The organism is Capnocytophaga gingivalis (assembly GCF_002302415.1).
Classification (GTDB): Bacteria; Bacteroidota; Bacteroidia; order Flavobacteriales; family Flavobacteriaceae; genus Capnocytophaga; species Capnocytophaga gingivalis.
On sequence record NZ_CP022386.1, the window covers coordinates 1,304,572 to 1,330,827 of the forward strand.

Below are 26,256 nucleotides of genomic sequence, written 5' to 3' on the forward strand. Positions count from 1 at the left end.
AAAAGGCAATTCGCCCTCTCTTTAAGAGGCAACTCACCCTTACGTAGAACCCTTATGAAAAGATTATCCCTTATCCTCTTAGCCTTGTGGCTTTTTGCCTGCAAGCAAACTCCCCCTATCACTGAGCAGCCTATGAGCCCAGAGATAGAGGCAAAGCTCTATGAACTACTCAAGAGGGTCTCCTATACCTCGCATGAGCTCCCCGATTATGAATTTTTCTATAGCAATGTCGCAGATATACCCTCTCATTTAGATCCTGTCTTTGGGAAAGTAGATATTTCTCTACTGCCCAAAACAGCAGCGTTCAATCCCTACATTTTGGAAAATTTTTCCGATGATCTGCTACTAAGTGAGAACCTTACCCAAGCCATACATAAGCTCTCCCCCAAGGAGATCGCTCGCTATTTTGATGTATATATCTCAGCTATCGACAACCAATATTTTTCAGGAGAAAAAGAGAATGAGACAAGTGATGAGCAAGGGGCTATCTATGTTCCTTTCAAGCAGGTAACCTATCTGCTCAAGGATGGCGTATGGAGCAAAGGAGCTTCTTTCTCCACCTCTACCAGAGAAGAAATCAGCACTCTTGAGGATAACCAAATAAGCTATTGGCGGGGGATCATCGCCCCTTACAAGGACATATGCCAAGTGGAGAAACCTACTGACCTATCTGAAAGCATTGTCCGTATGGGGAAATATGACTTAGAGCAACAGCTCTCAAGCTGTGACCTTAATGAGGATGGACAGGGGGATTACCTCTTTGTCTTCTCCGAGCAGAGAAACGACCCTAATGCACACCAAAGAGTGGTAATCCTGCTCAGCGGAGAGGGAGTACATAAGTATAGGCTCTTGATAGCACCCGATTTTTGCGACAAGGAGTGGCCGCTCCACCAAATAGTATGCAAAGGCAATTACTTTACCATAGAGTTCAAGGATGACAAATTTGTCGCAGAGCTATATATCACCTTCAAGTACGATAAGCATACCAATAATTTCCTACTCCATCGCTACGGATATATAGACCTCAGTGGAGGCACACAAGAACCCAAAAGAGAAGTACAGCTTACCACCAAGGACTTTGGAGAAATCTTCTTTGAGGACTTTTATGCAGAACAGCTCGATTACCTCATTGATGACAGATTTTCAAAGATGGAAGAGTGATGATTATTAAAAAGGTGAACAGTCACACACAATCAGCTGTGCCCATTCGCTGACCTTATCCCTACACAGCCCCTTATGAAAAGATTATCTCTTATCCTCTTAGCCTTGTGGCTTTTTGCCTGCAAGCAAGCCCCTCCTCCTATCACGGAGCAGCCTATGAGCCTAGAGATAGAGGTAAAGCTTTATGAACTCCTCAAGAGAGTACCCTATACTTCCAACGAATACCCCGGTTTAGAGTTTTTCTATAGTAATGTAGCAGATATACCCACACATTTGGACCCTGTCTTCGGAAAGGTAGATATTTCTCTCGTATGGTTTATCCACTTCACCAGATAGTCTGCAAAGGAGGGTACTTTACCTTTGAGTTCAAAAAAGACAAATTTGTTGTTGAGGAATATATTACTTTCAAGTACAACAAATATGCCAATAATTTCCTACTCCACCGGCTTGGTTGCATTAACCTCGGTATGGATAAGGAAAATCCCTATAGGGAAGTACAGCTTACCTCCAAGGACTTTGGAGAGGTTTTCTTTGAGTATTTTGGTGAAGAAACATTTGATGAAATAATTGATCGTCGATGGTCAGGAGAAGAGAAATAAGAAACATTTCAACGATTGGATAAAAAGATTAAAAAAATAATTGTATTTTAACTTCTTTATTTAATTATTTCTTCGTACCTTTGCTCTTTAAAACAAAAATTACGGCAACAACAATACAAGCAACGATTAACAATGTGGATATTCCACTATTTCAAGCCCTTTTTGAGAAGTTTAGGGTTAAAATGATTGTAGTGGATCCCCAAAAAACTTATCCCATAGAAAAAGCTATACCCAATAAAGAGACTATAGAGGCTATAGAAGAGGGAAAAAAATTGATTGAAAAGCACAAAAAGGGGCTTATAAAGGGGCATAAAAGTGCTGAAGAATTGTTCAATGAAATCTTATCAGAAGATGAATGATATAGAAGAACAAGAAGAGCTTTTATATGAATTATATTATGCCACAATATTTAAAAAAGAACTCAAGAAGTTTAAAAAACAACCTGATAAAATTCAGAAGATATTAGCCGTTGTAAAACTATTAGAAAAGGGAGGGGTCTCTCAGATTCCTAAAAAGATGAAACCACACATGTTGGTAGGACAATATCAGGGATGCTTAGAGTCATATAGAGGGAGATTTACTCCTTATATGGCAACAAGATGATGAAGAAATGGTAATTGTGTTGGAACGATTAGGTTCACATTCAGAACTTTTCAGTTAATAGAAAACTCAAAATTCAAAACTAACAACTCAAAACTTAATAGCATATGAACAAAATTCACTTGTATTCTTGCCTCGCCCTAATGGTGGCTTGTGGCAATCCTGCTAAAAAAGACAACATGAAAGAAGAAACAACTGACAAAGGTCTTGACCTCTCGGCTATGGATACTTCTGTACGTCCGCAAGATGATTTCTACAACTATGTCAATGGAGGGTGGATGAAAACTGCCAAAATCCCTGCGGACAAACCTTCTTGGGGTACCTTCTATATGCTCCGCGAGGAAACTGACCAGCAGTGCCTTTCCCTCTTGGACAACCTACTGAAAACCTCCTACCCCGACGGCTCTGATGGGCAAAAAATCCAAGCTATTTACAAAACCTATATGGACATGGATGCCCGTAACAAGGCAGGTTTGGAGCCTCTCCAACCTTATCTAAAGAAGATAGAGGCTATCAAAACCCTTGCTGACTTGCAGGCTTACCTCGAAGAGGCTACCCCGCTAGGAGAGAACCCTGTATGTGGCTGGGGAGTCTATGCCGACATGAAGGATTCCAACCAGAATGCGGTATATCTAAGCAACTTTGGCTTAGGTCTTGGTCGTGACTACTACCAAAAACAAAGCCAAAGCAATACGGAAGCCATAAGCAAATATCAGATCTTTGTTGCCGATATCTTCAAGCTCCTTGGCGATGCTGCCGCTGATGAAAAGGCTCAAAAACAAGTAGCTTTCGAGAAAGACTTGGCCAAACTTATGCTTACCAATGAGGAAGACCGCGACCCGAACCTTAGCTACAATCCTCAAACCATGGAGGAACTCTCCAAGCTGGTAAAGAACCTCAATATCCCTGCCTTACTCAAGAAAGTAGGGGTAAATACCGATAAGGTAATCGTAGGGGAAATACGCTTGTACAAAGAATACGATAAGTTTGTCAATGAGAAGAACTTACCCCTACTTAAGGATTACCTCCGTTATAACTTAGTAGCAAGCAATGCGGGATATCTCAATGGGGCTTTGGACGAACTTTCATTCAACTTCTATAGCAAATACCTCAATGGACAGCAGGAACAACGCCCTATGAACAAGCGTGCGCTTTCTCTTATCAATGGGGTAGTAGGAGAGGCTTTCGGAAAACTCTATGTAGAGAAATATTTCCCTGCTAAAGCCAAAGAAGAAATGGTTACTTTGGTGGATTACCTTAAGAAAAGTTTCGCAGAGCATATCAAGAATGTTACTTGGATGAGCGATGCTACCAAGGAAAAAGCTCTCCATAAGCTCAGTACTTTCAAGGTAAAAGTAGGTTATCCAGACAAGTGGAAGGACTATTCTAAGATGTCTCTCTCTGCCGATGCTTCACTCTTTGATAACTTGCTCAAAGTTGCCCAGTGGGCTTACCAAGAAGAGTTGGATAAGGTAGGTAAGCCTGTAGATAAAACCGAATGGGGCATGACTCCACAGACTGTGAACGCTTATTACAACCCATTGTATAACGAAATCGTATTCCCTGCGGCTATTTTGCAAGCACCTTTCTTTAGCTTTGAAGCGGATCCTGCTGTGAACTTCGGAGGAATAGGTGCTGTCATTGGTCACGAAATCACTCACGGATTCGATGATAGCGGTGCCCAATTCGATGCCGATGGTAACCTACAAAACTGGTGGACTCCTGCCGATAAGGAGAACTTCGATAAGGTAACCAAAGCACTCGCTGCTCAGTTTGACAAATATGAACCTGTAAAAGGTGTCTTCGTGAATGGTACCTTTACCAATGGAGAAAATATCGCTGACCTTGGTGGGGTAAATATCGCCTTCGATGCGCTCCAAATGTATCTCAAAGACCATGGAGCAGTTGCCGATATCAGTGGATTCAACCAAGACCAACGCTTCTTCCTCTCTTGGGCAACTGTATGGCGTACCCTCTCCACCGACCAGTATATGACCAACCAGGTGAAGACTGACCCCCATACCCCAGGATACTTCCGCGCCTTTGCTCCTCTGACCAACGTAGATAGCTGGTACAAAGCTTTCGATGTAAAAGAAGGTGATAAGCTCTACCGCAAACCAGAAGATCGTGTGAAAATATGGTAATTCCTTTTTAAGGTAAAAGATAAAAAGTAAAAGGTAATAATGTTTTACCTTTTACTTTTTTATTTATAAAAAGATTAATACCTAACAAATAATTTATAAAAGAAATGAAATCCTATCTTATTTCAACAGTAACGGACTTTATTGATGCACCTATTGCATTGGTATATAGTATTGTTACAGATAATAGTAATTTTCAGTGGCGAAAGGAAGTTAAGGATATTGAGTTATTGGAAGATGATTTTATTGAATATTACAAAGCAGGAGGACATACACGCTTCAGTAATATTCGAAAGATAGAAAATGAGTATTATACCTTTACTATGCGGCATAAGCTATTTATTGGAGAATGGGAAGGGAAGTTTGAATCCTATAGAGGAGGTACTAAAATTTACTTTCAAGAGAAGATACATATCAAAAATTTCTTTTTAAGGCTTATAGCTCCTCTTTTCTGGAAATTGAAACGGATACAACAGAACTACATTATTGCACTAAAACAGGAAGTATATGCAAACAAATAAGTATTTATCATTATGGCTTCCGATAATGGGACTTCATGCCTTGCACCAAGTAGAAGAGAGTATATCCTTTTGGCAATGGTATATTGATTTTGGGGATAAAATACCCACTTGGTTACAATTGCCAAGAATCTCAGACAATGCTCATTTGGCACATGACCACCCCGAATATTTTGTAGGAGCTTCTATAGGGCAACTCGCTTTAGTAACCCTTGTTGCTTTTTTATGCCGAAGGAGCGAAAAAGCTACCAGAATAGCTCTCGGGGGATACCTTGTAGGTCTTAGCTTTTTCTTAGTATGGCATATCTTGATAAGCTACTTTACCCATTCCTATTCACCTGTAATGGTCACCTGCCTTATGGGAGTATACCTTATTCCCAAATGGATTTACAAAGTAGTGAAAAAATAACAATACTTTGTCTTGCATAGTACTGTTATAATTCGTACCTTTGCGGGGTAATTCAATTTCATTTTTCTATCATGAAAAAAATAAACTTCAAAATGGGTTGGTTCGCATGCCTTTCCTTGGTGGTGGCTTGTGGTAATTCCAACAAAGAAGAAGCCCCTAAAGTATTTACTGAAAAAGGACTTGAACTCTCCGCTATGGATACTTCCCTACGCCCTGGAGACGACTTCTATAACTATGTTAGTGGCAGCTGGATGAAAACTGCTAAAATTCCTGCCGACAAACCTGCTTGGGGTTCCTTCTATATGCTTATGGAGAAAACCGATGAGCAGTGTCTTTCTATCCTTGACGACCTTCTCCAAAAGGAATATCCCAAAGGAAGTGAAGGGGAAAAAATACAAACCCTCTACAAAGAATATATCTCTTGGGATAAGCGTAATGCTGACGGATTGAAGCCTTTAGAATTGTATTTTCAAAAGATTGATGCAATACACTCCTTAAATGATTTGCAAAACTATTTGCAAGAGATGACCTCTAAAAGGGCAAATCATATCTGCCCTATAGGTGTATATGCCGATATGAAGAACTCCAAAATGAATGCTGTATATTTAGGAAATTTTGCTTTGGGGTTGGGTAAGGATTACTATCAAAAGGAGAATCCAAGCAATACCGAAGCCTTAGCCAAGTACCAAGACTATGTAGCTGATATCTTCAAAGTCCTAAAGGATCCCCTTCCTCAGGAAAAAGCAAAGCAAATCGTAGCCTTTGAAAAGAATATTGCCAAATACATGCTTACAAGTGAAGAAGAGAACAATCCAAATCTCAGCTATAACCCTGTGACAACAAAGGAATTAAGCACCTTAGTGAAGAATCTTAACTTACCTGAGTTGCTTGAAAAAGTGGGAGTTCATACCGATGGGGTTATCCTCACGGAAATAGGCCTCTATAAGCATTACGATACTTTTATTAATGAGAAAAATCTACCTCTGATTAAGGATTATCTCAGGTACAAATTGGTTACTCTCAACAGTAACTTCCTCACCCAAGAGCTCAATGATCTTACTTTCAATTTCTATAACAAATACCTGATGGGACAGCAGGAGCAACGCCCTATGAACAAGCGCGCTCTGGAACTGATCAACGGAATTCTTGGAGAAGCTTTCGGTAAGCTCTATGTGGAAAAATACTTCCCTGAAAAAGCTAAGGATCAGATGCTTACCCTGATAGATTATCTAAAGAAAAGTTTTGCCCAGCATATCAAGAATGTAACTTGGATGGGGGATACTACTAAGGAAAAAGCGATGGAGAAGCTCCACAAATTCTCTGTAAAGGTAGGCTATCCTGACAAGTGGGAGGATTATTCTAAACTCACTATGAACCCTGAAGTATCTCTATTTGAGAATATCACACAGGTAGGAGAATGGGCTTTTCAAAAAGCATTGGACAAAGTAGGAAAAGAAGTAGATAAAACCAAGTGGGTGCTTCCTCCTCAGACTGTCAATGCTTATTATGACCCTACGAGCAATGAGATTGTTTTCCCTGCTGGAATTCTTCAACCTCCTTTCTTCAGCTTTGAGGCAGATCCTGCTGTGAATTTTGGAGGAATTGGTGGGGTAATCGGTCATGAGATGACCCATGGCTTTGATGTCAGTGGAGCTGAGTTCGATGCCGATGGTAACCTACAAAACTGGTGGACTCCTGCCGATAAGGAGAACTTCGATAAGGTAACCAAAGCACTCGCTGCTCAGTTTGACAAATATGAACCTGTAAAAGGTGTCTTCGTGAATGGTACCTTTACCAATGGAGAAAATATCGCTGACCTTGGTGGGGTGAATATCGCCTTCGATGCGCTCCAAATGTATCTCAAAGACCATGGAGCAGTTGCCGATATCAGTGGATTCAACCAAGACCAACGCTTCTTCCTCTCTTGGGCAACTGTATGGCGTACCCTCTCCACCGACCAGTATATGACCAACCAGGTGAAGACTGACCCCCATACCCCAGGATACTTCCGCGCCTTCGCTCCTCTGACCAACGTAGATAGCTGGTACAAAGCTTTCGATGTAAAAGAAGGAGATAAGCTCTACCGCAAGCCAGAAGACCGCGTAAAAATATGGTAGTCTCTTTTTAAGGTAAAAGATAAAAAGTAAAAGGTAATAATGTTTTACCTTTTACTTTTTTTATTTATAAAAGGATTAATACCTAACAAATAATTTATAAAAGAAATGAAATCCTATCTTATTTCAACGATAACTGATTTTATTGATGCGCCTATTGCATTGGTATATGACATTGTTACAGATAATAGTAATTTTCAGTGGCGAGAGGAAGTTAAAGATATAGAGCTGTTGGAAGAAGGTTTTATTGAATATTACAAGGCAGGAGGGCATACACTCTTTAGTAATATTCGAAAGATAGAAAACGAGTATTATGCCTTTACAATGCAGCATAAGCTATTCATTGGAGAATGGGAAGGGAAGTTTGAATCTTATAAGGGAGGTACTAAAATCTGTTTTCAAGAGAAGATACATATCAAGAATTTCTTTTTGAGGCTTATGGCTCCTCTTTTTTGGAATTTGAAACGTATACAACAGAACTACATTATTGCACTAAAACAGGAAGTATATGCAAACAAATAAGTATTTATCATTATGGTTCCCGATAATGGGACTCCATGCCTTGCACCAAGTAGAAGAGAGTATATCGTTTTGGCAATGGTATATTGATTTTGGGGATAAAATACCCACTTGGTTACAATTGCCAAGAATCTCAGACAATGCTCATTTGGCACATGACCACCCCGAATATTTTGTAGGAGCTTCTATAGGGCAACTCGCTTTAGTAACCCTTGTTGCTTTTTTATGCCGCAAGAGCGAAAAAGCTACCAGAATAGCTCTCGGGGGATACCTTGTAGGTCTTAGCTTTTTCTTAGTATGGCATATCTTGATAAGCTACTTTACCCATTCCTATTCACCTGTAATGGTCACCTGCCTTATGGGAGTATACCTGATCCCGAAATGGGTGAAAAAAGTCGTCAGAGGGTAGTGAAGCATGTATTAAGAAATAATAAATTAATACACAATAAATTACATCTGTACAATAAAAAACCAATAATAATTCATATTTGTATGAATCATTATTGGCATTAATCATTGATCATTACTCATTACTCACTGAATCATTTTTTCAAACTCTTCTTCCGATAGGATAGGGATGCCCAATTGGGTCGCTTTCTCGAGTTTGCTCGGCCCCATATTGTCTCCGGCTACTACATAGTTTGTCTTGGAAGAGATGGAAGAGCCGACCTTGCCTCCGTGGCTTTCGATCAGCGCCTTGATTTCGTCCCGCGAATAGCGTGCAAAGACTCCTGAGACTACGAGTGTTTTCCCCTTCAGTGCCTCGGAAAGAGACGTTTGTGCTGTTTCCTTAAGAGCAAACTGTAAGCCATAGCCCTGTAAGCGTTCGAGGATTTCCTTATTCCTGTCATCGGCAAAGAACTCGATGACACTCTGGGCGATACGGTCTCCGATTTCATCTATCTGGATGAGCTGCTCATAAGGAGCGGCACGGAAAGCCTCCAGTGTCTTATAGATACGGGCAAACTTCTTGGCGACGCTCTCCCCTACCATACGGATCCCCAAGGCAAAGAGCACTCTCTCGAAGGGTACTTCCTTGGATTTTTCTATTCCTGTAATTATATTCTGTGCACTGCGGGTGCCCATACGCTCGAGGTTTTGTATCTGCTCGGCTTTGAGTTCATAGAGGTCGGCATAGTTGTGTATGAGCCCTGCTCGGAACATCAGCTCTACCGTCTCGGAACCCAAGCCCTCTATATTCATCGCCTTGCGGGAGATGAAGTGCTGGATACGCCCTGTGATCTGTGGGGGGCAGCCATAGGCATTGGGGCAATAGTGTTGTGCCTCGCCCTCATTGCGTACCAGCTCACTGCCACACTCAGGACAATGGGTGATAAAGGTCACAGGAGTAGCTTGCTCGTGGCGTGCTTCGAGCTTTACTCCCGTAATCTTAGGGATGATCTCTCCTCCCTTTTCGACAAATACTTGATCGCCGATATGGAGTCCGAGCTTGGCTATCTGGTCTGCATTGTGCAGAGAGGCGCGCTTTACAATAGTCCCCGCCAAGAGCACCGGAGAGAGATTGGCTACGGGGGTAATAGCGCCTGTACGCCCTACCTGATAGGAGATACTCTCCAGAGAGGTAGTTACCTCTTCGGCCTTGAACTTATAGGCTATCGCCCAGCGAGGAGACTTGGAAGTGTAGCCCAATTCCTGTTGTGCTTGGTAGTCATTGACCTTGATCACCACCCCATCGGTTTCATAGGGGAGATCATGGCGGCGGGTATCCCAATAGTTGATAAACTCCATCACCTCGTCGGTGGAGTGGCATAGCTTGGACTGCGAAGGCACCTTGAACCCCCAATCGCGTGCTTTCTGGAGACTGTCGAACTGGTTGTCCACAGGGAGATTGTCGCCCACTACATAGTAAAGCAAGCAGTCAAGCGGTCGCTTGGCGACCTCGGCGGTATCTTGTAGTTTCAAGCTTCCGCTGGCGGTATTACGCGGGTTCATATAGGGGTCTTCGCCCTCGGCGATACGCTGTTCGTTCATCTTCTTGAACCCTTCCTTGAGGATGATAATCTCCCCGCGGATATGGAAATGGTCAGGGTAGTCCCCCTTGAGTGTCAAGGGCACACTGCGGATGGTACGTACATTGGCGGTAATCTCATCGCCCTGTACCCCATCGCCACGAGTGGTAGCCTGTACCAGCTGCCCATGGTCATAGGTGAGATCTATCGAAGCCCCGTCGTACTTGAGCTCACAGACGAATGAGACCTTGTCCGTGCCTAAGCCCTTAAGAACACGCTTCTCCCACTCCTCTACCTCTTCTTTGGAATAGGAGTTGTCCAAGGAGTACATGCGGAACTCGTGGGTTACCGTAGGGAAATTCTTGGTAATCTCCCCCCCTACTCTCACGGTAGGCGAATTGGGGTCTTTGTACTGGGGGTATTGTGCTTCCAAATCCTGTAAGGCCTTGAGTTTTTGGTCAAACTCATAGTCGGAAATAGAAGGGGTGTCGAGCACATAATAGTTGTAGTTATGCTCATTGAGCTCCTTGCGAAGCGCTTCGATTTGTTGTAAAATAGAATCCATTTCTTTTAGGGGTTAGGGATTAGTGACTGACCACTGATTTCTGATAAAGTGCAAAAATACAAAAAATATCTTGTTCCCCTAAAGATAAATACGTAAATTTGCAGCTAGAGAATTATCTATAAAATCCTTTGTACTATGGGACATTCATTATCCAATGCAACTGCAAAGAAACAAACTGTAACACAAGCGGTTATCTTTGGTTTAGGACTATTTGCTTTGCTCTTTTTAGTCCTTAAGTTTGTCAATGGCTACTCAGCTATGGGCGCTCTCTTTATCTCTGGAGTAACAGCCATATTGGCGGCTATCACTTGGGGAATAGTAAGCCACTATCTGAAGAAATAGTGGTTAGTGGTTTCAAGAGTAGAACTACAAATTCAACTCTTGATTGGCATTAGTAACTCAAAATAAAAACTCAGAACTTGAAAAGTATTGCATTCATATTAGGTCTTTATCTTGTGGCATTGTTGGTATTGCCATATAGTGATATGCCTATATATGAGGGCAATGATACGGCTGAGATGAGTGCATCTCACTCTCATTCTTCTGGTGATATAGACCTATGCAACCCGCTATGTATCTGCAATTGCTGCCAAATGGTACTTTCTCTTCCTGTCTCTGAAGAGACGCCCTTGGAAACACTTTCTCCTATTATAGAAACCAAACACTTGATTTCCTACCCCTATATTATTATAGATTCCTCCTACTTGGGAAATATCTGGGGTCCTCCTAAAATAGCTTAATTCTTCAACATAAGGGTGAATTGCCATTCGCCCCTACTTTACTTTGACTGGTGCGTTTTTGTAATTCGTGCCAACATTATCTATTTATTACATACAAAATTCCATGAAAAATATCATTATACTGCTCTTTGTTCTCTTTGGCGGTAGTATCCTCTATGGGCAGGAGCAAAAAATAAGCGGACATATTACCTCCGCAACGGATAAAACACCTCTTTTGGGCGTTTCCATACGCATCAAAGATACTCCAAGAGGCACTACTACCAATGAACAAGGAGATTTCTCTATCAAAGCAGCCTCTGGAGAGGTACTAGTATTCTCCTTTATTGGATTTAGAAGCCTTGAATACACTATTACCCAGACTAATATTCCCCTTATCCTTGAATTAGAGGAAGAAGAGACCGAGCTGGAGGGGCTGACTATCACCTCCACACGTAGTAGCCGTACCATAGAGAAAGTGCCTACTCGTATTGAGCTTATTACAGCTGAAGAGCTAGATGAAAAAGCCAACATGCGCCCCAGTGATTTGCGGATGCTACTGAGTGAAAGCACTGGTATACAAGTACAGACAACCTCTCCAATCAGTGCCAATGCAGGTATTCGTATCCAAGGATTGGATGGGCGCTATACCCAGATACTCAAGGACGGATTCCCTGCTTACTCTGGAGCTGCCAGTGGCTTGGGTTTGCTGCAAACGCCCCCCTTGGACCTCAAGCAGGTGGAAGTCATCAAGGGTACCAGCTCCACCCTCTATGGAGGAGGTGCCATAGCAGGATTGGTCAATTTGATCTCTAAGACCCCTACCCCAGCGAGAGAGCTACTTTTTCATATAGACGGCACATCGGCTAAGGGATTAAACTTGAATGCATTCTATGGACAAAAATTCAATCATGTAGGTACCACTCTTTTTGCTTCTCATAGCAGAAACCAAGCCTATGCACCAAGTGACACTCCCTTTTCTGCCATTCCTCGCTTTGAACGCTGGGTAGTGAATCCCAAGCTATTCCTCTATTTTGACGAAGACACCTCGCTGAACATAGGGATAAATGCCATGGTGGAGCAGCGGTTAGGAGGACATATAGAGTACTTAAGGGGCAATACCGACCCTGCCTATCACTATTTTGAGGAAAACAATACTCATCGCTATGGTGGCCAGCTAACATTTGACCACCATATAAGTGAGGATTCCCGATTCCAGCTAAAGAGTAGTATTAACTACTTCCAAAGAGAAATTGTCCTGCCTGATTATCGTTTTTCAGGAACACAGCTAAGCAGCTTTACAGAAGGGTTCTATGGTTTGGAAAGAGAAAAAACAGACTGGATTATAGGAGTAACCCTTTTAGATCATCGTTTTAAGGAACAGCCTCTTACTACCTTCCCTTTGAGAGATGAGCAGGAGATGATTGTAGGAGGATTTGCCCAAAATACTTGGAAAACCGCCCCATGGTTGGAGATAGAAAGTGGTTTGCGCACCGATTTTGTCAAAGACTATGGATGGGTAGTACTTCCTAGGCTAGCCAGCCTCTTTCACCTATCAGAGAAACTCACTTCCCGCATATCAGGCGGATTGGGGTATAAAACACCTACCTTATTCACAGAGGAAAGCGAACGATTTCATTATCAAAACATCTTGCCTGTGAGTAGCCAAAAGAATCGGTTGGAGAAGAGTTATGGCGCCAACTTTGATATTAATTACCAGACCCTTTTAGGAGAGGAATGGACTCTGAGTATCAATCAACTCTTTTTCTATACCTACTTAGACCATCCGCTATTGCTGGAAAACCTATCACCTAAGAAGTATCACCTAACCAATATAGAAGGGCATATCCACACCAAAGGATTGGAAACCAATGTAAAAATAGGTTACAAAGACTTCAAACTTTTCTTGGGTTACACCCTAACCAACACTCAATTACATGAGGGAGATGTCTTTACGGACAATCTGCTTACTGCTAAGCACCGTACCAACTCTATTTTGTTTTACGAAGTGGAAGATAAGTGGAAAATCGGGTTAGAAGCCTATTATTTCAGTTCACAGCTGCTGAGTGATGGAGAGCGTGGGCATCCTTACTGGATGACAGGTTTTATAGTAGAGAAATTATGGAAACATTGTTCTGTTTATATCAATTTTGAAAACTTCTTGGATGTACGTCAGACCCGTTTTGGAAGTATCTATACAGGTAGTGAACGTGCTCCCGTATTCAAAGATATCTATGCTCCCTTGGACGGTTTTGTGTTCAACGGAGGTATTAAGCTCAAGCTATAAGAAAAAGGCTGTCCTGCTTTCGCGGGACAGCCTCTCTTTTTTGAAGACAACTATATTCAATTATTAAATCACTCCTTGGTCGAGCATCGCATGGGCTACTTTCATGAAACCAGCGATGTTGGCTCCTTTTACATAGTTGATATATCCTTCTTCTTGTCCATACTTGAGGCAAGCGTTGTGGATAGACTCCATGATCTGGTGAAGCTTAGCATCTACCTCTTCGGAAGTCCAAGAAAGGTGAGCGGCGTTCTGAGTCATTTCCAAACCAGAAGTAGCTACCCCACCGGCATTGACAGCCTTACCTGGAGCGAAAGGCAATTTCACATCTTGGAAAGCTTTGATAGCCTCAGGAGTACAACCCATGTTGGACACCTCAGCTACGAGTTTCACTCCATTAGCGATAAGAGTCTTAGCATCGTCTCCGTCCAATTCGTTTTGGAAAGCACAAGGCAAAGCAATATCAGCAAGCACTCCGTAGCGGATATTTCTATAAGTATCTCACAAGGGGTGGAGAAGTTCAGTTCTCCTGCTTCTATAATGATTCAATTCTCTGATAGCTTTTCCCAAGAGTTGGATGAGAATACCTTAGAGAAACTTATTTTCTGCTTAGAACAAACTCAAGATTTGCAATATGCTGTGGTTATTTCTGAAAAATTGGAAGATAAAGTGCCTACAATAGGAAGAAATCTCTGGATTGGACACCTCACTTACTTCTCGAATGACCTTTTTTCAGAATTGTCTATATCTGTTCCAGGGATAAAGGTAATACAAACAGCCTTAGGACAGCTATTTTCATTAGGAGACACCCTTGATCTATCAGAAGAAACTATCAAAAAAGCAAGGACTCTAAGAGATTTGTTAGAAAAAGGCGTTAGCATCAGCTAATTTTAGGACAGGGCACTGCTCTCTATTGAATTGTGCTACTCTCTGAAGGGCGAATTGCACTACTCTGAAGGGCGAATTGCACTACTCTCTGAAGGGCGAATTGCACTACTCTCTGAAGGACGAATTGCACTACTCTCTGAAGGACGAATTGCACTACTCTCTGAAGGACGAATTGCACTACTCTCTGAAGGACGAATTGCACTACTCTGAAGGGCGAATTGCAATTCGCCCCTACAGCCTGCTGTTCACTGCTTACTGCTCACCGCTCTCTGTTCACTGAAATCACTGATCAGTATAGTATTTTTGTCGGCGTGTTTCTCTAGATTTGTTATCCTTGCTATAAATCTCCTCATAATCAGGTGTATAGAGCGCATCAGGGACTACATTGTAGTCAAATATTACCTCTGCTTCTCCATCGGGGATATTGCCATAGATCTTAATAAAGTGCTTGACATAGCCTATATTTTTCTTGCTATCATTAACAATCCTAATTGTCCCTATCTCCCCTGTTCGGATAAGGCCTATAGCATTTTTATCTACTGCCATACAGCCACAGGAAGTTTGTACATCGGTAATTTTCAGAAAATGTTTTCCTGTATTCTTGATATTGATATTAATCTCAAACTTCTCGCCTTGTACTACAGGGTAATAATGGCGCACAGGGTCCATAATCTCTATGGAGGTAGGTGGATATAGCTCTGAAGCATCACGACAGCTCGCTAAGAAAAGACTTGCAAAAGATAGGTATATCAGTAAAAATCTCATTGTTTTAGGATTAAAGGGTTTTAGAAATTAAGGAATTAGGCGAATCTCAGAAGTGGCTAACAAGTTACGTTGGTTTGTCCTATTCCTATAGATCCGTACTTGGGTTACATCACTATCGCTCAGGTCTATATCTGTGGTAAGAGTACGAGCGAGTACCCCTGCTTGTGGGGGTGGGAGCATCGTCTTGTAGAGCTTATCATTTTTGTAAATCTCTATTTTTGTCGGCATATAGAAGCGCCCCTTTTCGTCTTGTAGAAAAGTAAGAGCTATTTTTTTTGCTTTTTTGGCCTCGGGGGGAAGCTGTACCTTCAGATCATCTACAGAATTAATCACCCAACCGATATGATAATCCAAAGGAAAGCCCTCTACCCCATCGGTAAGGGGGGATAGGTCTTGGTAGTCTTCGTCCAAGGTACATTGTGCCTCCAGCATCTGTCCTAAGAGCAAGTTTTGGAAATCAGCCCGTGCAAGCAAGCTATTCCACTGCTCTATATAGCCCTTGAGGGTACCCTTTTCGTCCTCTTGATAGCGTGCCATTTCCTTGTATTTTTCGCTAGTGGCTAAGGCAGCGAGCCACTGTTTCACCTCAGGGCGTGGCTGTAGGGTATTTGCTTGGCGCTGGGCAAAGCCATAGCTACTATATCCCTGCCTATAGGCGAGCTGTAGGCGGGTAAAGCTAAGTGCTGCATAGAGCTTCTCTAAGGCTTTGCGTTCCTCCCCTTGTGCCTCGAAGCGTAGCGTAGATAGCTTATCATAGAAGCTCACAAACTGTGCCGGATCGAGATAAGCCTCCTGAGCATGGGCGAAATTCCCATAGGGCTGTAGGGGTTTGCTTTGCTGCTGTTGGGCATTCTCCAAGGAAAGATAATAGGCTGTCATCAGTGCCCCTGATACAGGATAGTATTGTCGGAAGAATCGAGTAACTAGCTCGTCCACCGAGAGACTTTCGTCTATGAGCAAAGAGGTGATGACAAAGGTCTGCACATCGGCAAAGGTGCTGTAATCATAGCCACTGCCATTGACAAATACTCCTTTGACGCCTTTCTCCTTGAATACCTTCAGCTGCTTTTGGAACCCCTTTAGGATAGGGTAAGGGGTAAAGTAATCATCGAAATCACAAGCATAGTCCCACAGGTATACCTCAGGGGTCTTTGCTTTCCACTGAGCAAGAGCTTGGTAGAAGGCTTCTGTAGCTTTGCCACTGGGTAGGGCTATCCCTTTGGGTAGATCGATAGTGCTTATAATCACTCCCGTATTATCGGCCAATCTCTCCGTGGGAGGAGTGCGGGTGGTCCGATAGCCAGAGGTATAGAAAGTATGCTTAGGAAAGCGCTTGGCAAGCTTATTGACCAGATAGCTCACCGAGGGAGTGGCATTGGTGGGGGTACTCCCCAGTGACTTATTCTTAGGGGTATCACTCACTATAGGGTTATCATTGGGCATGATGACAAACTTCATAGGGGGTTCCGCACCGAAGTTGTCTATGATGTAGTGCTCTACTTCTTGGTAAAGGGCATCGGAAGTGAAATCCAGTTGGGATTCATTGCGCTTGCCCTCTACCGTAGCATAGAGAGCCTTGTTGTTCTTGTCAATCACTTTAGAGAGGTTGTGCCCCCATAGTCCCCAATCTATCTCTACATTATGGGTGTTATAGATTTGGTTATATTTTTGGTTTAGGTTGGGGAGGAAATGTGGTTCACGGTAAGCAAAGGCAAAAGAAGCACATCCCTTACCGAGGTTGATAATAGATGGGTTGAGGTCGGGCGCCTCTACCGAAGGATCATCTTCGCTGATGCGCTTTATCATTTGGTATATCAGCCACTGGAGGCCTCGCTCCGTCCGGGCGGTAAGCAGCCACTGTTGCCCATCATTCTTCAGACAATAGTCTGTGGAGAGGGCAGTGTCCACCTTTACTTTCAGGGTGAGATAATCCTTCTGTGAACTTGCCAAGAGCACCCGCTGGCGATCGGTTACTCTGTTTTTGAGATGATCATAGAAGTACTGTGCCCATTTTTCATCTATGGCGGAGGCATGGGGTTGCGTGGAGATGGCATAGCCCTTCGCCCTGAGAGAGATAGGTACCTCAGCAGCTGCGGCCGTACTCTCGGCATTGCTCTGACAGGTGCCCAACAGGAGAAAATAAAGGGTTACTATACTAAAACGAAACATTTATTCCAAAGATTAGGTTATACAAATCGCTATAATCTACCCCATTGTAGTAGTTGTACCATACCCCAGAGAGGGACAGTGCCACCTTGTCCACGAGCATATACTGCGCCATTCCTCCGAAGTTGGCATTGGTGGTGGAGAACTGCCCATAGAGTTGGTAATTGAGAATCTCATCGACTGGAGCCGAACCTACCCCTCCGAAGATTGCCAAGAAGCTACGCTTGTCCAAGAGGTCATACTGTATTCTCCCAAAAGTGTTGTAATACAGACTATTGTTAAAAGACACTCCTGTGAGCTTGACCAAGAAAGAGAAGTCTTCCAGCGACTTAGTCGCACCTAAGTGTGCTTGGATAAGCTGTGGTGTATCCTCACTTCGGAGCTTCTTATACCCTACCCCCATTTGGGCTTCCCACTCATTGCGCAAGGCTCTGTATATAGTAACATTCCCCATATACTCCGGAAAATAATGATTGGAGAGTGCTGCATCTATATCGAAATACCACTTGTAGCTTAGTATATGTGTCCATCCTACTTGTCCTTGGAAGGCTCGCTTGTCTGCCCTCCCCGATGAGGAAAGTCCCAAAGTATAGGTATTCTTAGGCTGATACCTATGGTACAGAGCGGTAAATATCCCTGGCAACTTGGTATCTTTCAGCTGGTTCTGCTGGTAGGAGAATTGTATCTCATTCTTATAAGTCTTGTACTTGAGGTAGTTCAGATGCCTTTTGAACTCAGCAAGCTCCACCAAGGACGGATTGAACTGTCGCTGGTAATAGTAGGCGCTATCATACTGCTTTTGCCCCTCGAATATACGTCCTCGCTCATACTGCAAGTTCTTGTTCAGGGGGTCATACTGTAGTGCCTTGAGCAAGGTGTGCTGTGCTTGGTCATAATCCCTTTGCTTATACTCCTTTTGCGCCTGCTTCTCAGCCGCTTCAGCGTAGACCTTGGAAAGGTCTTTGTTATAAGCATATTTCTCAAGGTAAGGCTCTAAAGCATTTATCGCTTCCTGAGGTCTATCGGTGCGGGTGTAGGCATAGGCCTCTTGTTCTACAAAGTAAAAATCATCTGGATAGAGAGCCTTTCCCTTCTGGGCATAGCTCAGTACTTCATCTTCCTTTTTCAGCAGGGAAGAAGTCGCCACAATATACCTAAGTCCTTGATTGCTATTTTCCTTGAGCGTCATCAGTTTTTTCTGTTGCTCATAGGCAGTGGTAGCATCTCCTTTTTCATTGAGGTACTTGATATAAGCCAAAGCCGTTTCCTCATATCCACTGATATAGAGGTCGTTATCCTTGGCATCACTTTCCCCTATGAGTTTTTCATAGATCTCCAAGGACTGCGGATACTGCCTCAGGGCGGATAGTGCTGCTGCTTTTCTTAGGTAGCCTCCCTTGCTCTGAGGATATTGCTGGATAAGGAGCTCTGCCTGTTCTAAAGCCTTGTCATACTGATGATTATTGAGATAGGCTCCATATAGGGCAGCGATGGCATCCTCTCGCCACTCGAAGGACGGCTGTGCTGCCACCCATTGCAAATCGGGGATGGCCTCGGTATACCTTCCTTGTTGTGCCAACTGCTGCCCTCGGTTATAGCGGTATTGTAGGTAGTTATTTCGTATATCCGCATCGTTGGGATACTTCGAGAAAAGCTCCTCCAAGACCTTATATGCCTCCTTATCTTGCCCTGAGAGCATAAGGTAGGTGTATTTCTTAGACAACAGATCCTTGGTACGTCCGCGGCTTTTGATACCCTTTTCTATATATACAGCAGCATCGGTATAGTAGCCCTTGGTCAGGGAATTATTGATAAGGTAGTCCAGTGCCTCTGCATTGGAGGGGTTGTTCTCATAGAGCTTGCCATAGAGCACATAGGGGTCGGACTGGTTTTGGTAGAGAGCCGCCTGAGCAAGCAAGTCATTGTAATTCTTGAGCATCTGAGGGGACTTATTGCCCTTTTTCATTTCCTGTTGGATAAACTCTACCGCCTCCACTGGACGATTCATCTCGGAGAGAATACCTATTTTTCGATTGATAAGCTCTTGGTTATTAGGCAAGTTCTGCAAGCCTCGATTCACATACGTCAGTGCCTTCTCCTTGTCCCCCGAGAGGAGGTATGTATTGGTCAGGGTGAGATATGCCTCTTCATCCTTAGGATTCAGGCGGAGGGTCTCTTGCTCCATCTTGATGGCTTCCTCTATATTTCCTTTCTTTTTCTCTTGGGAAGACTGCACCTGAAGGGAGTAGAGGTAATCCTTTTTGAACTGTTCATCCTGAGGGTAGATCACTCGGATGCGCTTGAGCAAGCGATTTGCCTCTATATCATTGCCTTGTAGGCGATAAAGGGCAATCTTCTTGCGCCAGAGTTCGGCGTCATAGGGGCGGGTCTCCAGCAGCTCATTCACGTAGCATATCGCACTGGAATAATGCTTCTGTGTGGTCTCGATACTGGCCAAGATCTCCTTGGCTGCCACATGCTTAGGAAGCTCATCCAGCGCCCTTAGCAAGTGGTAGCGTGCCTTGTCATTATCTTGCTTTTGGTAGTAGTACTTCCCCATGTAGAACTGAATATCCCCATTCTTAGGATACTGAGTTATATTCTTATCCAACAGCTTCTTAGCCTCTTCATACTGCCCTTCTTTGAAGTAACTATCAATCAGCTTGAGCTCCTTCTTATCCTGTGCTACAACCGAGATACATGGAAGCAGGAGCAGCAGTACACTATATATTTTTGTCATTTTCATCTTTTGCATTTTTTAGTTTTGAACCGCTACAGGTTGCTGCTTCTTATCAATCCCCTTGCGGGTCATTTCCCCCCATTCGAAGTTTTTTTTGGATAAAAAACTGATATACCCTCGAATACTGAAATAGACTATCAGCAGGTGATAGGTAAAGGGTTCTATCAGGGTGATGGCAAACAGTCGAAAATACTCCCTGAGCCTCTTGTAATGCTGCTTGGTGACATAGTCAAAGACAATAGCCGAGGAGGAGACCATCAGCCCAAAAAGGTAAATAGTTCCGAAGATCAGAAGGGCATTCGTATAGTTCATTTTCCCTATGATAAGCAGGTAGATAAGTGTTCCCCAGCCGACTATTTCAATAAGTGGTGCTAAGAATTCGAAGAGGAACATATAGGGCATGGTCACCAGTCCCAAGCGCCCGTACTTGTAGTTCCACAAGTACTTACGGTAGATCATAAAGAATTGGAACAAACCGCGAGCCCAGCGGGTACGCTGCTTATACATAACCGAATAGTTCGGTGGCCCCTCCGTCCAGCAACATGTATCGGGAATCTCCACGATACGATAATCGTAATTGAAATCTCTCATATAGACAATCATACGAGTGACCATATCCATATCCTCAGCAAAGGATGCCGGATCATACCCCCCTGCATTGATAAGTATTTCCTTGTCAAAGAGACCTAAGCCCCCAGATATATTGGGCACCCCATTGATCACCGACCAACCCATTTTTCCTACCAAGTAGGAACGCAAATACTCGATTTCTTGGAAAGCGGGAAAGAAAGACTTAGGAGGGCTTACACGGACGAGCTTTCCATCTTCCATTTCGCAACCATTGCTCATACGCAGGGTAGCTCCTACCCCTATCACTCGTACCGATGATTTGAGGAAAGGCATAATCATCCGCAACAGGGCATCCTTGGCCAATACACAATCTACATCCGTATTGAGCATATAAGGGTACCTACAAGCATTGACTCCTGCATTGGAAGCATCGGCCTTGGTACCTCCATTGACCTTGTCCACTACGGTAAGCTTGGCATATTTGGGGTTTTTGGACTTGAAAATACGCTTTACGGGCGAGGCTTTGATACGCTCTATATACATAAAGGGCGTTTCTTCCAGCTCATATTCTTCTATCAGTAGCTCCAGTGTCCTGTCCTTGCTCCCATCATTGACGATAACCACCTCATACTTAGGATAGTCCAGGGAGAGAAGCGAGTTCACATTCGAAATAATAGTTGTCTGTTCGTTATAGGCTGGTGCCACAATAGAAATCCCCGGCGCCAAGGGTGAGTTCTTTAGCGTAGTGAGGTCTAAATCCGTATATTTCCACTTGTTATTTCGCAAGTTCTGGCGCGCCATGAGCACCTGTGCACCGATGCACAGAAGAATCATGATCGAATAGATCAGTACCGATATCTGAAAAATATCATAGAGTAGTTCCATTTTCTATAGCGTTCTTTGGTTTAGAGGGTTTTCCACATGCTCAAAAGCCAAGAGTTCCTGAGGCTTGGCCTGTGCTTTTAGTCGCTCGAAGATAGCCTTTCCAGACTCCCCGAAGCACAATAGGGTATAGAGCCCTTGCATTTTTGTCTCCACATTGTGGGTGGTTACTACGGCATTCTCCACAAAAGGTAGGGAATCCTCTTGGGCAAACTCCCCTAAGGTCTTGAGGATTTCCTCCTGAATAAAAGAGGGTTGTACTGGGTATATCCCCATAAGGAAAGTAGCCGCTTCTTTGTACTGCAAGACCCCTAAGGTTCTGATAATCTGTTGGCGGAGCTTCATACCACTGCTTTCGATCATCTTGAGCAAGTAAGGCGAAGCCTCCTTCTGACCATAACAACCCATCTCGTAGACCAAGAACGACTTGAGTGCCTCACCTGCTGAGTGGTTCTGTACCCAATGGATGAAATTAGGGATCGTTTCCTGTGGTTTCTTGCTCAGGATCTCATGGATCTCAATATTGTCCCATTCGGAAAATTGGTCATCGAAATCATTGTCGAAGAACTTGAAGGGGTTATTCTTACTGATATATATGTACAAGCTACGGGCTTTCCTTCTCAGGATAGAGTTCTTGATGGTAGTCATAGGAATAATCACCGACTCGGCTATGACCAGGTTCAGACCCTTTATCTTGCGCAAAGCTCTTTCTTTACGTTTTTTAGAGCCTTTGAGGAGTTCCTCTTCCCAGAATTTTTTGAGCTTGAGCTCCTCCATGAGTAGTTCATAGTTCTTCTTGTTCACCTGGGGATATGTGTCGATGATCTCCAGTATAAGGTTGGTCAGCTCCCGCTTGAATCCATTGTCATAAGAGCTAACTCCCAGATAGTTATGAAAATCACTACTGCCGAAGACCTGCTCGGTAAGGAGAATTTCTTTGATTCTCTCAAAATACTCTCGGCGGAGATAGGCTACTCTCCGCTGTGTCTTGCGTCGCTTGAAGTGCTTTTTGATAAGAAAAAGAATATTATACGCACATAGGCACGAGAGGATAAAAACCAAGGTGTATAATATTTTTAGGAATAAACTATTGATTTGAAACAATTCATAGTAATATTCCACATTCATTAGGAATTTTTCCATCAATTTATTTTACTTTAACGATTAAATCTCAGTGTTTTATGAAAAAAATTTGGGGCAAAAGTACAACTATTTTCCAAGAAAGAAAGCTCAAAGCTGTTAAACGTATTGTAAACTTATCTAAAGGATTTGGAAACAAAAAAGAGGCTGCCTCATAGTCGAGACAGCCTCTGCTTATTTAACAAAAACAATTATATGACCCCTTGGTCGAGCATCGCATGGGCTACTTTCATGAATCCAGCGATATTAGCTCCTTTTACATAGTTGATATATCCTTCTTCTTGTCCATACTTGAGGCAAGCATTGTGGATAGACTCCATGATCTGGTGTAGCTTCGCATCTACCTCTTCGGAAGTCCAAGAAAGGTGAGCTGCGTTCTGAGTCATTTCCAAACCAGAAGTAGCTACCCCACCGGCATTGACAGCCTTACCTGGAGCAAAAGGCAACTTAGCATCTTGGAAAGCTTTGATAGCCTCAGGAGTACAACCCATGTTGGACACCTCTGCTACGAGTTTTACTCCATTAGCGATAAGCGTCTTGGCATCGTCTCCATCCAATTCGTTTTGGAAAGCACAAGGCAAGGCTATATCACAAGGGATCACCCATGCTTTTTTACCTGCGGTGAACTTACTTTCTTTCGCAAATTTTTCAGCGAAAGGTGCTACGATATTGCGGTTAGAAGCGCGGAGCTCAAGTAGGTAGTCGATCATCTCTTGAGTCATACCTCCAGGTACTTCTACACAACCATCAGGTCCAGAGAGACCGATTACTTTAGCACCAAGTTGGGTTGCTTTTTCTGATGCTCCCCAAGCCACATTTCCGAAACCAGAAACTACCACACGCTGTCCCTTGATATCGCGACCGAGCTTTTTGAGCATATGATCTACAAAATAAAGAGCTCCATACCCTGTCGCTTCTGGACGGATAAGGGAACCTCCCCAGTTGATACCCTTGCCTGTGAGTACCCCTGTATTGTATTCGTGTGCCAATTTTTTGTACATACCGTACATATAGCCTATCTCACGGCCTCCTACCCCTACATCGCCTGCAGGTACGTCGGTATCAGGACCTATGTATTTCCACAATTCGAGCATGAAGGCCTGGCAGAAGCGCATGATTTCCGCATCGGACTTGCCTGTAGGATCGAAGTCTGATCCTCCCTTAGCACCTCCCATAGGTAGGGTAGTAAGCGCATTCTTGAAGGTTTGTTCGAAGCCTAAGAACTTAAGCATAGAAGGATTCACTGCCTTGTGGAAGCGGATACCTCCTTTGTAAGGACCTATGGCAGCATTGAACTGCACACGGTAACCAAGGTTGGATTGTACCTCTCCCTTGTCATCTACCCAATCCACACGGAAGGTATGGATGCGATCAGGTTCTACAATACGTTCGATGATTTTTGCCTTAGCAAATTCTGGATGCTGGTTGTACACATCGTGTACTGATTCCAACACTTCATGTACTGCTTGTAAGTACTCTTTTTCTCCTGGGTGCTTTGCCTCCAATGAGGCCATAATCTTTTGTACGTCCATTATTATTTTTTTTATTTAAATAGCTTAGGTTAGTCGTTAGTTATTAGGCAACCTCTGTTCACTGACCTCTGTTCACTGTTCACTGACAACTGACAAGCAAAGGTACGTATTTTTATGAGAATAAACAAGCAAAAAGACAACAATTTTCACTTTCCCTTTATTCCTGCAAGGTTGTGACATAGAAAGAGCGTGAAACCCGTTGCTTTCCTTGTCTTTCTCAAAGAGGACTCTTAGAAATAAGAGAGTATCAAAATAGTAACAAATGCAAAAGGAGAGGCATAGATAAGGCTGTCAAGCCTGTCGAGCAATCCTCCGTGACCGGGGAGGATGGTGCCACTGTCCTTCTTGCCGGCTACACGCTTGAACTTGGATTCGACTAAGTCGCCCAAAGTGCCCGCCACGACCAGTACCGCCGCAATAACCAACCACTTCCACAGCTCTTTGTTGCTATAAAGGGAAAGCCATGCTGCCACCAATAGCGCCCCTACAAAGCCTCCTACGAAGCCCTCTACGGTCTTCTTAGGCGAGACAGAGGGGAAGAGCTTGGTGCGCCCCAAAAACCTCCCTGATACATAGGCGAAGCTATCACTCGCCCAGATAATCGCCAAAAGGGCTATCATAGTGTGTTGCGCCTCTGAAAAAGCCTCAGAGAACTGCCATTGGGAAAACTCCCAAAAAGCAAAAGACGTGGCTGTAATCTCTTGTTCGTTCTTGTATATCTCCACCTTATAGAGCAGTGAGATAAAAAGACATCCTCCCCCTACATAGAGCAAGGCTAAGAGGAATTTCTGCCATTGGGTATAGCTCACCGCCTCATGCCTGTAGAGGTAGAAGCCTAAGTATACATCGGTGGAAATCACTGCCAAAAGTAGTAGGTATACGACAAAATTATTACTGAAACCCTCCATTGGGATCAGATAATTGAAGCACCACCACAAGCACAGAAAAGCCAAATAGACGGCACTACTGGAGAGGCGTACCAACCTCTTGAATTCGTAAAGACAAATAAGTCCAAAGACAAGGAAGAGAAAGCCAAAAGCCTCAGCATTGGAGAGCATAATGGCAGTAAGAAGAAGGAATACATATAGGATTCCTGTGATACTACGCTTTAATAGTTCGTTCATTCGTTGGTATTTAGATCTTCTAAGAGAAGTAAGTAAGTGGTTCGATAACAATTCTCATAGAGAATGGAATCTTTTTCCTTAGGAGGCAAAAAAGCCCTAAGAGTACGGATATTGTTGGGGCGGTTCTGCTGTGTCTGCCTATTGAGTCCTCCCATAGCATCGAAGAGCGTGGCAACAATCTGGCTTATTTTGGCCACTACCACAAGGTTCTGAGGGAGTTCGTCCAAGTGCTTCTGCCCCAGCTGTCGGGAAGAAAATAACAGAGACCCTTCCTCGGCTACTAAGTACTCACAATCGGTGAGAAAGTGGGTAGCTTCTTGGTCATCATCGGTAAAAAAAGTATGAGGTACAGCCGAAAACAAGGCTTCTACCTGCTCATTGTGCGAAAAGACAAGGCTGTCAGCGCCCTTGTCCAAGAGTATCGTTTGTAATATATTAGGGAGCTCTATTGGATTCTCTATGTAGATAAAGATACCTCCTTTATTCTTGAAGTTGTTTACAAACGCTTCGTCAATAGGGAGATCGCTATTCTTTCCTTCGTATACTTCAGAAGGTGCTTCGGAAAAAGCTCCTTTGAATAATTTTTCAAGCCATTTCATCTACTTTAATGATTAATGATCAATGATTAATAATTAATGATTTATTGTTGAATGGTCATTTACCTATAGTTGGTGCATTTTTTATAGCTTGTGCTTATTATTTAGGTAAAGTTGTGTGAGCAATAACATTTTCCACTTTTCATCCCTCACTCAAATGAGGGGGTAAAGGTAAGGAAAATAATAGAAAGAAAGAAATGTTTTATGCTTTTATTTTATTTTTCGTCCTTTATGACTCCTTCCCCTCTGAATCTTTT

24 protein-coding genes and 2 pseudogenes are annotated in these 26,256 nt (G+C 43.3%); 16 read left to right on the forward strand and 10 right to left on the reverse strand.

Annotated features, from left to right (window positions below):
- Positions 1-54: 54 nt before the first annotated feature.
- The 11 genes and pseudogenes from CGC50_RS06040 to CGC50_RS06085 all read left to right on the forward strand — a co-directional run bounded on the left by CGC50_RS06040 (position 55) and on the right by CGC50_RS06085 (position 8,470).
- Complete coding sequence (locus CGC50_RS06040) at positions 55-1,161, forward strand: hypothetical protein (RefSeq protein ID WP_095910102.1); 1,107 nt, start codon at positions 55-57, stop codon at positions 1,159-1,161.
- A gap of 75 nt (positions 1,162-1,236) precedes the next feature.
- Entirely contained in the window at positions 1,237-1,497 is a 261-nt protein-coding gene (locus CGC50_RS14060) for a hypothetical protein (RefSeq protein ID WP_232781203.1), read from the forward strand.
- Entirely contained in the window at positions 1,473-1,760 is a 288-nt protein-coding gene (locus tag CGC50_RS14065) for a hypothetical protein (RefSeq protein WP_232781204.1), read from the forward strand. The genes CGC50_RS14060 and CGC50_RS14065 overlap by 25 nt, the downstream gene beginning before the upstream one ends.
- 80 nt (positions 1,761-1,840) lie before the next feature.
- A complete protein-coding gene (locus tag CGC50_RS06050) occupies positions 1,841-2,119 on the forward strand; it encodes a flagellar motor switch protein FliM (RefSeq protein WP_232781205.1) in 279 nt (92 codons plus the stop codon).
- A pseudogene (locus tag CGC50_RS06055) lies at positions 2,112-2,421 on the forward strand (type II toxin-antitoxin system YafQ family toxin). Before CGC50_RS06050 ends, CGC50_RS06055 begins: the two are co-directional and overlap by 8 nt.
- Before the next feature lie 46 nt (positions 2,422-2,467).
- Positions 2,468-4,504 (forward strand): M13 family metallopeptidase, encoded by a 2,037-nt coding sequence (locus CGC50_RS06060; protein ID WP_095910103.1) that lies wholly within the window; start codon positions 2,468-2,470, stop codon positions 4,502-4,504.
- A gap of 104 nt (positions 4,505-4,608) precedes the next feature.
- Complete coding sequence (locus CGC50_RS06065) at positions 4,609-5,022, forward strand: SRPBCC family protein (RefSeq protein ID WP_095910104.1); 414 nt, start codon at positions 4,609-4,611, stop codon at positions 5,020-5,022.
- Positions 5,009-5,428 carry an HXXEE domain-containing protein gene (locus CGC50_RS06070; protein ID WP_095910105.1) on the forward strand — a complete coding sequence of 140 codons (420 nt, stop codon included), beginning with the start codon at positions 5,009-5,011 and terminating at the stop codon, positions 5,426-5,428. The genes CGC50_RS06065 and CGC50_RS06070 overlap by 14 nt, the downstream gene beginning before the upstream one ends.
- A 71-nt stretch (positions 5,429-5,499) precedes the next feature.
- Positions 5,500-7,545, forward strand: a complete 2,046-nt coding sequence (locus tag CGC50_RS06075) for a M13 family metallopeptidase (protein ID WP_095910106.1) — start codon at positions 5,500-5,502, stop codon at positions 7,543-7,545.
- 105 nt (positions 7,546-7,650) lie between these two features.
- Positions 7,651-8,064 (forward strand): SRPBCC family protein, encoded by a 414-nt coding sequence (locus tag CGC50_RS06080; protein WP_095910107.1) that lies wholly within the window; start codon positions 7,651-7,653, stop codon positions 8,062-8,064.
- Complete coding sequence (locus CGC50_RS06085) at positions 8,051-8,470, forward strand: HXXEE domain-containing protein (RefSeq protein WP_095910108.1); 420 nt, start codon at positions 8,051-8,053, stop codon at positions 8,468-8,470. The genes CGC50_RS06080 and CGC50_RS06085 overlap by 14 nt, the downstream gene beginning before the upstream one ends.
- A 125-nt stretch (positions 8,471-8,595) precedes the next feature.
- Here the strand turns inward: CGC50_RS06085 and ligA are convergent, their stop codons facing one another.
- Positions 8,596-10,596 (reverse strand): NAD-dependent DNA ligase LigA, encoded by a 2,001-nt coding sequence (gene ligA, locus CGC50_RS06090; RefSeq protein ID WP_095910109.1) that lies wholly within the window; start codon positions 10,594-10,596, stop codon positions 8,596-8,598.
- Between the two features lie 135 nt (positions 10,597-10,731).
- On the opposite strand from ligA, the gene CGC50_RS06095 reads away from it, so the two are divergent.
- From CGC50_RS06095 to CGC50_RS06105, 3 genes are all read left to right on the forward strand, one after another.
- Positions 10,732-10,938 (forward strand): hypothetical protein, encoded by a 207-nt coding sequence (locus CGC50_RS06095; protein ID WP_095910110.1) that lies wholly within the window; start codon positions 10,732-10,734, stop codon positions 10,936-10,938.
- A gap of 77 nt (positions 10,939-11,015) precedes the next feature.
- Positions 11,016-11,336 (forward strand): DUF6660 family protein, encoded by a 321-nt coding sequence (locus tag CGC50_RS06100; protein ID WP_157909425.1) that lies wholly within the window; start codon positions 11,016-11,018, stop codon positions 11,334-11,336.
- Between the two features lie 103 nt (positions 11,337-11,439).
- Positions 11,440-13,599, forward strand: a complete 2,160-nt coding sequence (locus tag CGC50_RS06105; protein ID WP_016420019.1) for a TonB-dependent receptor — start codon at positions 11,440-11,442, stop codon at positions 13,597-13,599.
- 63 nt (positions 13,600-13,662) lie between these two features.
- On the opposite strand, the pseudogene CGC50_RS06110 reads toward CGC50_RS06105, so the two are convergent.
- A pseudogene (locus CGC50_RS06110) lies at positions 13,663-14,061 on the reverse strand (NADP-specific glutamate dehydrogenase); the annotation flags it as partial.
- 45 nt (positions 14,062-14,106) lie between these two features.
- Here CGC50_RS06110 and CGC50_RS06115 point away from each other — a divergent pair.
- Both CGC50_RS06115 and CGC50_RS13760 read left to right on the forward strand, forming a co-directional pair.
- On the forward strand, positions 14,107-14,484 hold the full coding sequence (locus CGC50_RS06115) for a hypothetical protein (RefSeq protein ID WP_095910112.1): 378 nt from the start codon (positions 14,107-14,109) through the stop codon (positions 14,482-14,484).
- 54 nt (positions 14,485-14,538) lie between these two features.
- Positions 14,539-14,694 (forward strand): hypothetical protein, encoded by a 156-nt coding sequence (locus CGC50_RS13760; RefSeq protein WP_157909427.1) that lies wholly within the window; start codon positions 14,539-14,541, stop codon positions 14,692-14,694.
- 72 nt (positions 14,695-14,766) lie between these two features.
- On the opposite strand, the gene CGC50_RS06120 is transcribed toward CGC50_RS13760, so the two are convergent.
- From CGC50_RS06120 to CGC50_RS06155, 8 genes are all read right to left on the reverse strand, one after another.
- Complete coding sequence (locus tag CGC50_RS06120; RefSeq protein ID WP_095910113.1) at positions 14,767-15,249, reverse strand: DUF1573 domain-containing protein; 483 nt, start codon at positions 15,247-15,249, stop codon at positions 14,767-14,769.
- 27 nt (positions 15,250-15,276) lie between these two features.
- Positions 15,277-17,418 carry a DUF4838 domain-containing protein gene (locus CGC50_RS06125; RefSeq protein WP_095910114.1) on the reverse strand — a complete coding sequence of 714 codons (2,142 nt, stop codon included), beginning with the start codon at positions 17,416-17,418 and terminating at the stop codon, positions 15,277-15,279.
- A complete protein-coding gene (locus CGC50_RS06130) occupies positions 17,405-20,161 on the reverse strand; it encodes a tetratricopeptide repeat protein (protein WP_095911302.1) in 2,757 nt (918 codons plus the stop codon). Before CGC50_RS06130 ends, CGC50_RS06125 begins: the two co-directional genes overlap by 14 nt.
- A gap of 12 nt (positions 20,162-20,173) precedes the next feature.
- Entirely contained in the window at positions 20,174-21,610 is a 1,437-nt protein-coding gene (locus CGC50_RS06135; protein ID WP_095910115.1) for a glycosyltransferase family 2 protein, read from the reverse strand.
- 3 nt (positions 21,611-21,613) lie between these two features.
- Positions 21,614-22,750 (reverse strand): hypothetical protein, encoded by a 1,137-nt coding sequence (locus CGC50_RS06140; RefSeq protein ID WP_095910116.1) that lies wholly within the window; start codon positions 22,748-22,750, stop codon positions 21,614-21,616.
- A 188-nt stretch (positions 22,751-22,938) separates the two neighbouring features.
- Entirely contained in the window at positions 22,939-24,279 is a 1,341-nt protein-coding gene (gene gdhA, locus CGC50_RS06145) for an NADP-specific glutamate dehydrogenase (protein ID WP_002667416.1), read from the reverse strand.
- A 230-nt stretch (positions 24,280-24,509) separates the two neighbouring features.
- Positions 24,510-25,403, reverse strand: coding sequence for a phosphatidate cytidylyltransferase (locus tag CGC50_RS06150; RefSeq protein WP_095910117.1), 894 nt, complete (start codon positions 25,401-25,403; stop codon positions 24,510-24,512).
- Positions 25,400-26,002, reverse strand: a complete 603-nt coding sequence (locus CGC50_RS06155; protein ID WP_002667522.1) for an LUD domain-containing protein — start codon at positions 26,000-26,002, stop codon at positions 25,400-25,402. The genes CGC50_RS06150 and CGC50_RS06155 overlap by 4 nt, the downstream gene beginning before the upstream one ends.
- Positions 26,003-26,256: the final 254 nt, after the last annotated feature.

Bases quoted from the DNA above. Each gene is read 5' to 3' on its own strand.
- ligA (WP_095910109.1), bottom strand. From the start codon at position 10,596: ATGGATTCTATTTTACAACAAATCGAAGCGCTTCGCAAGGAGCTCAAT.
- CGC50_RS06150 (WP_095910117.1), bottom strand. From the start codon at position 25,403: ATGAACGAACTATTAAAGCGTAGTATCACAGGAATCCTATATGTATTC.
- CGC50_RS06085 (WP_095910108.1), top strand. From the start codon at position 8,051: ATGCAAACAAATAAGTATTTATCATTATGGTTCCCGATAATGGGACTC.
- CGC50_RS06155 (WP_002667522.1), bottom strand. From the start codon at position 26,002: ATGAAATGGCTTGAAAAATTATTCAAAGGAGCTTTTTCCGAAGCACCT.
- CGC50_RS06060 (WP_095910103.1), top strand. From the start codon at position 2,468: ATGAACAAAATTCACTTGTATTCTTGCCTCGCCCTAATGGTGGCTTGT.
- CGC50_RS14060 (WP_232781203.1), top strand. From the start codon at position 1,237: ATGAAAAGATTATCTCTTATCCTCTTAGCCTTGTGGCTTTTTGCCTGC.
- CGC50_RS06130 (WP_095911302.1), bottom strand. From the start codon at position 20,161: ATGAAAATGACAAAAATATATAGTGTACTGCTGCTCCTGCTTCCATGT.
- gdhA (WP_002667416.1), bottom strand. From the start codon at position 24,279: ATGGACGTACAAAAGATTATGGCCTCATTGGAGGCAAAGCACCCAGGA.
- CGC50_RS06095 (WP_095910110.1), top strand. From the start codon at position 10,732: ATGGGACATTCATTATCCAATGCAACTGCAAAGAAACAAACTGTAACA.
- CGC50_RS06075 (WP_095910106.1), top strand. From the start codon at position 5,500: ATGAAAAAAATAAACTTCAAAATGGGTTGGTTCGCATGCCTTTCCTTG.
- CGC50_RS06120 (WP_095910113.1), bottom strand. From the start codon at position 15,249: ATGAGATTTTTACTGATATACCTATCTTTTGCAAGTCTTTTCTTAGCG.
- CGC50_RS06070 (WP_095910105.1), top strand. From the start codon at position 5,009: ATGCAAACAAATAAGTATTTATCATTATGGCTTCCGATAATGGGACTT.
- CGC50_RS06065 (WP_095910104.1), top strand. From the start codon at position 4,609: ATGAAATCCTATCTTATTTCAACAGTAACGGACTTTATTGATGCACCT.
- CGC50_RS06080 (WP_095910107.1), top strand. From the start codon at position 7,651: ATGAAATCCTATCTTATTTCAACGATAACTGATTTTATTGATGCGCCT.
- CGC50_RS06135 (WP_095910115.1), bottom strand. From the start codon at position 21,610: ATGGAACTACTCTATGATATTTTTCAGATATCGGTACTGATCTATTCG.
- CGC50_RS06040 (WP_095910102.1), top strand. From the start codon at position 55: ATGAAAAGATTATCCCTTATCCTCTTAGCCTTGTGGCTTTTTGCCTGC.
- CGC50_RS06125 (WP_095910114.1), bottom strand. From the start codon at position 17,418: ATGTTTCGTTTTAGTATAGTAACCCTTTATTTTCTCCTGTTGGGCACC.
- CGC50_RS06140 (WP_095910116.1), bottom strand. From the start codon at position 22,750: ATGGAAAAATTCCTAATGAATGTGGAATATTACTATGAATTGTTTCAA.
- CGC50_RS06105 (WP_016420019.1), top strand. From the start codon at position 11,440: ATGAAAAATATCATTATACTGCTCTTTGTTCTCTTTGGCGGTAGTATC.
- CGC50_RS14065 (WP_232781204.1), top strand. From the start codon at position 1,473: ATGGTTTATCCACTTCACCAGATAGTCTGCAAAGGAGGGTACTTTACC.